This is a genomic window from Devosia sp. RR2S18 (assembly GCF_030177755.1).
In the GTDB taxonomy this organism is placed as follows: Bacteria; Pseudomonadota; Alphaproteobacteria; order Rhizobiales; family Devosiaceae; genus Devosia; species Devosia rhizosphaerae.
Genome location: NZ_CP126539.1, coordinates 209,901 through 218,669, shown reverse-complemented (window position 1 = coordinate 218,669; position 8,769 = coordinate 209,901). Strand labels below are relative to the sequence as shown.

Here is an 8,769-nt window from a genome sequence, read left to right as displayed (position 1 = left end):
AAGAGTCTTTCTTACTTCGTATCATTATCATCATGGCGGTGTTTTGAGCCAATTCAGCTTGATCCACAATTGGCTTGATGGCGGCAGAACAACGCAGCAGCTAGGGTTAACGAGGTGTGAATCGGAATTCTCCGGTCGATCGATTTCAGCTCTGCCACAATGATGAACAAAGCCTTAACGCGGTGACTCCGGAGTCAACGATTCGAATCGGGCTGTTGAGAAGCCTTGCTCGGGCTCTCCCGCCGACGAGGAAGTTTTCCCCAGAGCTATCCAAGGGGTCGCGAAGGACAGGACCGAAGCTGGGCTGTTAACGTTTCGTAAACCAAGTCGAACAAATAGGCGGCAGGGGCAAAGTCATGAGTCATTGTCACAGACCGGCCTTGAGCTGGGGATGACAGTGTGGAAAACACTTGGCTCATGCTGATCCTTGCCTCTCGCAGTTCTGCCCGGAAAGCCTTGCTGGAGCAGGCCGGTTTGACCTTTTCACTTAGCGTGGCCGAGCTCGACGAGCGGGCGGCAGAAACCGCTATTCTCAACAACGGTGGCGATGCTGCGGCGGTTGCTGAAGGACTGGCTATGGCGAAGGCCCGCTCCGTCGCTGATCGGCACCCCGACGCCGTCGTGATCGGTGCGGACCAGACCTTGGCTTTAGATGGCGAGCTTTTGCACAAGCCGAGGGACATGAGTGAAGCAGCTATGCAGCTAACCCTGCTGCGCGGCAGGATCCACCACCTCCATGCTGGCGTCGCGGTGATGCGCGGGCGCCAGCTCTTGTGGTCTACGGTGGAGGTCGCGCGACTACGCCTGCGCAACTTTGATGCTGGTGAGCTGCAGGATGTGCTCCGGCGAGAAGGCGAGGCCATTCTGGGCTGCGTTGGCAGCTATCGCCTCGAGGGACCGTCTGTCCGGCTATTCGAGAGCATAGAGGGGGATTACTTTACCATTCTTGGCCTGCCTTTGCTGCCGCTGCTGGCGGCCCTTCGAACCCACGCGCCCGAGACGCTATCGTGACCACCAAAGCCTTTGTCATTGGCCACCCGATCGCCCATTCCCGATCCCCGCTCATTCATGGCAACTGGCTAAGCCAGCACGCGATAGAAGGGAGCTATTCGGCCATCGACGTCGCTCCTGCTGAGTTGCCAGAATTCTTCCAACGGCTGCGCGCTGGTGAATTCGCGGGTGGCAATGTGACGATTCCCCATAAGGAGGCGGTGTTCGCGCTCTGCGATGAGGTTGACCCACTTGCAAGAACCATTGGGGCGGTCAACACGCTGGTGGTCGACGATGGTTCGGTGAGAGGGACCAATACCGACTATCTCGGCTTCCTCGGCAATCTCGATAGTGCGGTGCCGGGGTGGGATGAAGAGGTCAATGAGGCCATCGTGCTGGGGGCAGGCGGCGCAGCGCGGGCCATTTCGGTTGCCTTGCGGAGCCGCGGCATCGGCCGAATTCATGTACTCAATCGGACGCGTGACAAGGCTGAGGCGTTGGTTAGCGAGATTGAGGGGCCGTTTCGCGCTGCAGGTCTCACCGACTTCAACGAACTCGCACCTCATGCGCAGCTTATCGTCAATACCAGTTCGATCGGCATGCACGGCACGCGCTTCGATGGTCTCGATTTCGGCAAGTTACCAGGAGCGGCGCTGGTGACCGATATCGTCTATTCTCCGCTCGTAACGCCGCTGCTGGCGGATGCTGCCGTGCTGGGCTTGCGAACGGTGGACGGGCTGGGCATGCTTTTGCACCAGGCTGTCCCAGGCTTTGAAGCCTGGTTCGGCGTTCGTCCGCAGGTCGATAAGGCTTTGCGCGCCAAGATCGAAGCAACACTGGAAGGCTAGCCATGTGGCGTATCGGGATCACCGGGTCGATCGCAACCGGCAAATCGACAGTGCTCCGGGCTTTCGCCGATCTGGATGTGCCTGTCTTTTCTGCCGATCAAGCCGTTGCCGAACTCTACCAGGGCGAGGCCATTGCTCCGGTCGAGGCACTGTTTCCTGGCGTCGTAGCGGAAGGTAGGATCGATAGGGCCAGGCTGGCAGCCGAACTCGCGGCCGATCCCACGCGCTTTGCGCCTCTCGAAGCTATCGTCCATCCGCTGGTCCGTGCGCGCATTGCCGAATTCCTGAAGGACGCCGAGCACAAAGGGTATGCGCTGGCAGTGGTCGAGGTGCCGTTGCTCTTCGAAAGCGGGCATGATTATGGCTTTGATGCGATAGCGGTCACTTGGGTCGATGAGGCCATTCAACGAGAACGTGCACTGGCCCGGCCAGGGATGACCGTGGAAAAGCTCGACGCAGTGCTTGCCCGGCAGATGCCACAGGCGGAAAAGAAAAAGCGGGCGAGCTATCTCTTTGATACGAGTGCCTCGGTCGAACAGGTGCGCGGGATGGTCGCTGCCCTTGTCGAAGGCATAAGAGCCAAGGAACACAAGTGATCAACCGCGAGATCGTGCTCGATACCGAAACGACCGGCCTGTCACCAGCAACTGGCGACCGCTTGGTGGAAATCGGTTGTGTCGAACTGATCAACCATATTCCGTCGGGTCGCCACTACCACGTCTACATCAATCCGGAACGCTCCATGCCTGAAGAGGCTTTTCGGGTGCACGGATTGTCCGAGGAATTCCTGGCCGACAAGCCGCGGTTCGGCGAAGTCGTAGAGGACTTCCAGGCATTTATCGGTGAGGCCACCCTTGTCATCCATAATGCTGCTTTCGACATTGGCTTTCTCAATGCCGAACTGCAAAGGGCCGGCCACAAGACGCTCGCCAATCCGGTAATCGACACGGTAATGCTGGCGCGGGAGAGACATCCTGGGGCACGGGTGAGCCTTGATGCCCTCTGCAAGCACTACGGCATCGACAACTCGCGACGGACGCTGCACGGCGCCTTGCTGGATAGTGAGATCCTGGCCGAGGTCTACCTTGAACTCATCGGCGGCAAGCAGGTCAGTCTGGCTTTGGTCGCCGAGAACCGGGTGTCGGGCGCGGATGCCATTGCGGCACGAGCCGTGGCAGCCAAACGCCCCCAACCGCTACCACCCCGCATCAGCACTGCCGAGCTTGCTGCACACGCTCAACTTGTCGCCAAGCTCGGCCCCGATTCCATTTGGGCGCAGTACGAAGCGGCCGAAATGAGCGTGGAACAGCGGATCGCCCTCTAAAAAACAAAACCCCGGCACAAGGCCGGGGCGTCGGTTTATCGCAGAGCTGGAACAGCTAGTTCGGCTTGAGCTCGCCTTCGCCACCAGCACCCGGTGCCGCAGCACTGCCCTGCTGGGCCGCCAGCTTGGCGAGGTTCTGGCGGTAGATGGCGGCGAAATCGACCGGCTCCATCATCAGGGGCGGGAAGCCGCCCTGCTGGGTGACGCTGGCCAGGACCTGACGGGCAAATGGGAAGATCAGGCGCGGGCATTCGATCATCAGCAGCTGGCTGACGGTGTTCTCGGGCACGTTCTTAAGGCGGAAGACACCACCATAGACGAGCTCGACGTTGAACAGCACCGTCGTCTCGCGGTTCGCTTTGGCATTGAGCGTCAATTCCACCGCATAGGTGTCGTCCGACTGCTTCTTCACGCCGACCGAGATCTGCACGTTGAACGCCGGATTTCCAGCGCCCAGCATGGAGCCTGGTGCGCCCGGATTTTCGAACGAGAGGTCGCGGATATACTGGCCCAGCATGTTCATCGAGGGCTGGTTGGCGGTCTGGGGGGCGGCGGCGCCCTGAGTTTCGTCAGCCATTGAGTTGGTCCCTTTGCCTTTTTTGGTTGACGGCTGGCTAGCATCTTTGGCCCACAGCGACAAGCTTTCGGGGCAGGCCACCTATCGCTAGCGGCGCCGATAATCGTCATCGTCAAGATCAACCACGTCGGGCCCATCGAGCCGTGTATCCCGATAGGGATCGTGAGCCGTTCGGCTGGAGTAGCCGGCCGTCGTGCTAACCACCGTCACTCGCCGCGCGAGGGCTGCGTAAAGCCAGTGGCGGAACGGTGGCAGCAACAGCGCCAAGGCAACAATGTCGCTGAGGAAGCCCGGCAGAACCAGCAAGACGGCCGCAAAGCCGATCATCATTGCGTCGGCGATGGTACGACCGGGCATGCGTCCAGCGCTGACATTGCTGCGCAATTGGCCAAGCACGCTCAACCCTTGCTGGCGGAGCAGGAGTCCGCCCGCAAGGGCAGCGCCCAGGATCAGCGCCAGGGTGGGCAACAACCCGATGGTCTGACCCACCTTGATGAAGATGGCGATCTCGACAAGCGGGAGCAGAATGACGCCAAGGGCAAAAAAACGGGCCACGCGGAGCTTCCTTTCAGCCGGGGTGCGGCAAAAACCTTCTGGCCGCAACCTGAACTGGTTTCAGTGTTGGGCATTCCCTATATATAGGTCAAATCTCGCGCCATTCGAGCGTTCCCGCGTATCTTCGGACGCAAGCCTGTTTTCGGTTAGGTAGACTGCCCATGGAAGATTTCTTCGACCTGCCCACTCTCATCGTCATCGGCGTTGCAGTCTTTGTGCTGTTTCGGCTGCGCTCGGTGCTGGGAACGCGCACGGGGCACGAGCGGCCGCCGGTGGAACGGCGCAAGCCAGTGGAAGGCGAGCATGACGAGACCGTGGTGCCAATCCGTCCGCGGCAGGCCGGCGCTCCTGAGTTGGACGACGAGCGGCGCCAGCGCAAGATTGCTGCCGAAATCGAGCAGTATTCGCAGGGCGATGCCGAACTGGCCGCTGGGTTGCGCAGCGTGGTGGAGGCGGACCCCACCTTCACGCCCAAGAGCTTCATGGAAGGCGCCAAGCAGGCCTATGAAATGATCGTGACCGCCTATGCCGAAGGCGACCGACAGACGCTCAAGAACTTGCTCGAGCGCGATGTCTATGAAGGGTTCGTGCGAGCGATCACCGAGCGCGAGGCGGCCGACCAGAAAGTGGACTTCACCTTTGTTGGCTTGCCCAAGGTGGAATTTTCCGCCGCCGAGTATGACCGCAAGAACGTGTTGGTGACCGTACGCTTCCACGCCGAAGTGGTCTCGGCTACCCGCGACAAGGATGGCAACCTCATCGAAGGCAATGCCGACCAGGTGCAGAACATCGCCGATGAGTGGACCTTTGCGCGCAATCCCAAGTCGCGCGATCCCAATTGGAAGCTCACCAGCACCAACCAGCTCGACTGAGCCGAGGCGGCAGGCAGTCTTGCTATGGCCAAGCGTGACCCCAAGCGGCTGCCGCACGATTATCACCTCTGGCAGGCTGTCGCCGAAACGGTGGAGCCGCTGCGGCGCAAGCGTCTGATGAAGTTCGGCCAGGGTCCGCTACCCCTGCCCGAAGATAGCCAGGCGACTGAGGCCGAAAAGATGGCGCCGGCAAAGGCGCCACCGGCCCACAAGGCGCCGCGTCGGGGACCACCGGTCAAGCCCTTCCTGCCCCCTTACCAAGCTCCCCTGCCCTCCGCCAAAGTGCCCGACAAAGCGGTGGAGCCTTCCGTTCGTCGCAAGGTGATCCGGGGGCGCATCGACATCGATGGGACAATCGACCTTCACGGCATGACGCAGAACGAGGCGCGCGAGGCACTGCACCGCTATGTGCAGGCGCGGTTCGCGCGGGGCGACCGGACCATTCTGGTGATCACCGGCAAGGGGCTGAAGACCGACAATGACTATGTTGCTGCGATGAGCGAGCGCGGCGTATTGCGCACCATGCTGCCGGTGTGGCTCAGCGAGCCATCGCTGGCGCCGTTGGTTTCCGGCTGGAGCGTGGCGGCACGCGGCCATGGTGGAGAGGGGGCGTGGTATGTGCGCCTGCGCCGCGCATGACCCCGCTTGGCGCCAAGATCCGGCAGTTGCGGGACGAACGAGGCATCTCGCTTAAGGAGATGGCCGCCGCGCTGAATGTTTCAAGTGCCTACCTCTCGGCACTCGAGCATGGCAAACGCGGCAAGCCGACTGGCTTCCTCCTTCACCGCATGATCGCCTTTTTCAACGTCATCTGGGATGAGGCGGAGGAACTGCAGCGCCTCGCCGAAATCAGCGATCCCAAGGTGACTATCGACACAGGCGGACTGGTTCCCGAGGCGACCGAACTCACCAACCGTCTGGCCGGCGAGATTAGGCGGCTGGACACCGAGGATCTGCGGTTCCTACGGGACGAGCTGGTGCGGCGCGCCGGGCGGAAGCGCTAAATCTCCCGCCCACTCGGTGTTGCGTTCTAGAGCACGAACTTGCTGAGGTCGCTGTCGCCGGCAAGCACCCCAACCTTTTCGCGAACAAAGGCCGCGTCGATGGTGATGGTCTCGCCCGCCTTGTCGGGGGCCTCGAAGCTGATGTCTTCGACCAGTCGCTCCATGACAGTCTGAAGGCGGCGGGCGCCGATATTTTCGACCGAGCCGTTGACCTTGACCGCAGCGTCGGCAATCGCCTCGATGGCATCGGAGGTGAAATCCAGCGTTACTCCCTCGGTGCCCATCAGCGCCACATATTGCTTAATGAGACTGGCCTCGGTGTCATTGAGGATGCCAATGAAATCCTCGCGCGTGAGAGCCTTGAGTTCGACCCGGATGGGTAGGCGGCCCTGTAGTTCGGGCAGGAGATCGCTGGGCTTGCTGACGTGGAAGGCGCCAGAAGCGATAAAGAGGATGTGGTCGGTGTTGACCGGGCCATATTTGGTCGAGACGGTGGTGCCTTCGATCAACGGCAGCAGGTCGCGCTGCACACCTTCACGGGACGGACCGCCCTGGGCACCGCCTTCGCGATGGGCCACCTTGTCGATCTCGTCGATGAAGACGATGCCGTGGTTTTCCACGAGCTCGATGGCTTCGCTCTTGAGCTGGTCCTGATCGAGCAGCTTGTCGGCTTCTTCAGCGATCAGCGGCTCATAGGCGTCCTTGACCTTGACCTTGCGTTTGACGCCGCGCCCACCCATGGCCTGCTTGAACATATCGGATAGATTGATCATGCCGATGCCGCCATTGGGCATGCCCGGGATGTCGAACCCCGAAGGAGCCGCCGGGGTCATCTCGATCTCGATTTCCTTGTCGTCGAGTTCGTTCTCGCGCAGCTTGCGACGGAAGCTATCGCGCGTTGAGGGGGCAGCGGAGGAGCCGACCAGCGCATCAAGCACGCGTTCTTCGGCATTGTGGTGCGCCTGCGCCTGCACGTCACGGCGGCGCTTGTCACGGAGCACGGTGATGCCGGCTTCTACAAGATCACGGATGATCTGCTCGACGTCGCGGCCGACATAGCCCACTTCGGTGAACTTGGTGGCTTCGACCTTGATGAAGGGAGCCTGCGCCAGCCGCGCGAGGCGGCGCGAAATCTCGGTCTTGCCCACGCCGGTGGGCCCGATCATCAGGATGTTCTTGGGGCTGACTTCGCGGCGCAATTCAGGGGGGAGCTGCTGGCGACGCCACCGATTGCGCAGCGCCACGGCCACGGCGCGCTTGGCATCATGCTGCCCCACGATGTTGCGGTCGAGCTCGGAAACGATCTCGCGCGGGGAAAAATTGGTCTCACTCATTGGTCTTCTCCAGGTGCCTTGTCGAGAAAGCGCACCATCTGGTGTTCGTCGATAAATCGACCGTTCACGAAAAGCGCACGGGGCTCCGTGCCGCAGATTGCAAATCCCGCCCGCTGGTAGAGCCGGATAGCGGGGGTGTTGTAGGTGCCAACGCCGAGATGGAGCTGGATCACGTGGTGCCGGGCATGTTCCACCACGGCGTCGATCAGCGCCCTCGCCAAACCGGTACCGCGACCCTCGGGCCGGACATAGACCGAGATCATGTCCGCGGCGTGCCGCGCCTTGATGCCTTCGCGGCGGGCAAAGGCGACTACGCCGAGGAGCGCCCCGTCCGGGCCAAAACCACCGAACACGGCCAAGCGCTCGAGGATGGCGCGGTAGTAGGTTTCCGGCTGTCCGCTGGTCTCCTCATAGGAGGAGCCGAAAGCTTCGGGCGCCTCCCGCAAGCCCTCGAGCCGAATGGCCCGATAGGCGTCGAGATCAGCGACGGTCAGCCGCCGGACGGAACGTGTCACGCGCCCAGCTCGATAGCTTCGAGCGTAACATTGCCGTTGGTGTAGACGCAGATCTGCTCGGCGATCTTCATGGCCTGCCGAGCAATATCCTCAGCGTCCATCTCGGTGTTCTGCGCCAATGCCAGCGCCGCCGAGAGGGCGTAGTTGCCGCCAGAACCAATGGCGGTAACGCCATAGTCAGGGGTAAGGACGTCGCCGGTGCCGGTGAGGACCAGGGTCTCGCTCTTGTCGGCCACGATCATCATGGCTTCAAGCTTGCGCAGATAACGATCGGTGCGCCAGTCCTTGGCCAGCTCGACGGCAGCGCGCATCAACTGGTCGGGGTATTGCTCGAGCTTGGTTTCGAGCCGCTCGAATAAGGTGAAGGCGTCGGCGGTCGCGCCGGCAAAACCGCCGATAACCTTGCCATTAGCAAGACGGCGAACCTTCTTGGCGCCATGCTTCATCACGGTCTGGCCCATGGAAACCTGGCCATCGCCGGCCACCACGACCTTTTTGCCCTTGCGCACGGAAACGATCGTCGTCCCGTGCCAGCCGGGAAATGTGTTCTCACTCATTGGGGGAAGTACTCCGAACTGTCGCGTACTATTTAGGAGGCAGACGGATGATTGCAACCGGCGTGCGAATGCGCCCGCCCGAGCGGGTCGCGGTAAGCGGCAATGGCGAGACCCCGGTCTCGAATGATTTTGTGAGTAGTGAAACCAAGGTCTCGCCACTGCGCCGGGGTTTTTTCGCAGGTCCACCACGCTG

At 61.4% G+C, this 8,769-nt stretch carries 12 protein-coding genes; 7 read left to right on the top strand and 5 right to left on the bottom strand.

Going from position 1 to position 8,769, the window contains the following annotated elements:
• Positions 1 to 417: 417 nt before the first annotated feature.
• From QOV41_RS01080 to dnaQ, 4 genes are read left to right on the top strand one after another with little or no spacing between them, the layout of a single operon-like run.
• A complete protein-coding gene (locus QOV41_RS01080; RefSeq protein ID WP_284581413.1) occupies positions 418 to 1,011 on the top strand; it encodes a Maf family protein in 594 nt (197 codons plus the stop codon).
• A complete protein-coding gene (locus QOV41_RS01075) occupies positions 1,008 to 1,838 on the top strand; it encodes a shikimate dehydrogenase (protein ID WP_284578942.1) in 831 nt (276 codons plus the stop codon). The genes QOV41_RS01080 and QOV41_RS01075 overlap by 4 nt, the downstream gene beginning before the upstream one ends.
• 2 nt (positions 1,839 to 1,840) lie before the next feature.
• Entirely contained in the window at positions 1,841 to 2,434 is a 594-nt protein-coding gene (gene coaE, locus QOV41_RS01070; RefSeq protein WP_284578941.1) for a dephospho-CoA kinase, read from the top strand.
• Entirely contained in the window at positions 2,434 to 3,162 is a 729-nt protein-coding gene (gene dnaQ, locus QOV41_RS01065; RefSeq protein ID WP_284581411.1) for a DNA polymerase III subunit epsilon, read from the top strand. The genes coaE and dnaQ overlap by 1 nt, the downstream gene beginning before the upstream one ends.
• 55 nt (positions 3,163 to 3,217) lie before the next feature.
• On the opposite strand, the gene secB is transcribed toward dnaQ, so the two are convergent.
• The gene (gene secB / locus QOV41_RS01060; protein ID WP_284578940.1) at positions 3,218 to 3,739 is read right to left on the bottom strand and encodes a protein-export chaperone SecB; all 522 of its coding nucleotides are present in this window, start codon (positions 3,737 to 3,739) and stop codon (positions 3,218 to 3,220) included.
• 87 nt (positions 3,740 to 3,826) lie between these two features.
• A complete protein-coding gene (locus QOV41_RS01055; RefSeq protein WP_284578939.1) occupies positions 3,827 to 4,294 on the bottom strand; it encodes an FxsA family protein in 468 nt (155 codons plus the stop codon).
• A gap of 161 nt (positions 4,295 to 4,455) precedes the next feature.
• Here QOV41_RS01055 and QOV41_RS01050 point away from each other — a divergent pair, with 161 nt between their 5' ends.
• Genes QOV41_RS01050 through QOV41_RS01040 form a run of 3 tightly spaced genes read left to right on the top strand, consistent with a single transcriptional unit; the run spans position 4,456 to position 6,170 of the window.
• A complete protein-coding gene (locus tag QOV41_RS01050; RefSeq protein WP_284578938.1) occupies positions 4,456 to 5,166 on the top strand; it encodes a Tim44/TimA family putative adaptor protein in 711 nt (236 codons plus the stop codon).
• A 24-nt stretch (positions 5,167 to 5,190) separates the two neighbouring features.
• A complete protein-coding gene (locus QOV41_RS01045; RefSeq protein ID WP_284578937.1) occupies positions 5,191 to 5,805 on the top strand; it encodes a Smr/MutS family protein in 615 nt (204 codons plus the stop codon).
• Positions 5,802 to 6,170, top strand: a complete 369-nt coding sequence (locus tag QOV41_RS01040; RefSeq protein ID WP_284578935.1) for a helix-turn-helix domain-containing protein — start codon at positions 5,802 to 5,804, stop codon at positions 6,168 to 6,170. The genes QOV41_RS01045 and QOV41_RS01040 overlap by 4 nt, the downstream gene beginning before the upstream one ends.
• Positions 6,171 to 6,196: 26 nt before the next feature.
• Here QOV41_RS01040 and hslU read toward each other — a convergent pair whose 3' ends face one another.
• The 3 genes from hslU to hslV are packed head-to-tail and all read right to left on the bottom strand — an operon-like array spanning position 6,197 to position 8,576.
• Positions 6,197 to 7,504 carry an ATP-dependent protease ATPase subunit HslU gene (hslU, locus tag QOV41_RS01035; protein ID WP_284578933.1) on the bottom strand — a complete coding sequence of 436 codons (1,308 nt, stop codon included), beginning with the start codon at positions 7,502 to 7,504 and terminating at the stop codon, positions 6,197 to 6,199.
• Positions 7,501 to 8,019 carry a GNAT family N-acetyltransferase gene (locus QOV41_RS01030; RefSeq protein WP_284578932.1) on the bottom strand — a complete coding sequence of 173 codons (519 nt, stop codon included), beginning with the start codon at positions 8,017 to 8,019 and terminating at the stop codon, positions 7,501 to 7,503. The genes hslU and QOV41_RS01030 overlap by 4 nt, the downstream gene beginning before the upstream one ends.
• Entirely contained in the window at positions 8,016 to 8,576 is a 561-nt protein-coding gene (gene hslV, locus QOV41_RS01025; RefSeq protein WP_284578931.1) for an ATP-dependent protease subunit HslV, read from the bottom strand. The genes QOV41_RS01030 and hslV overlap by 4 nt, the downstream gene beginning before the upstream one ends.
• Positions 8,577 to 8,769: the final 193 nt, after the last annotated feature.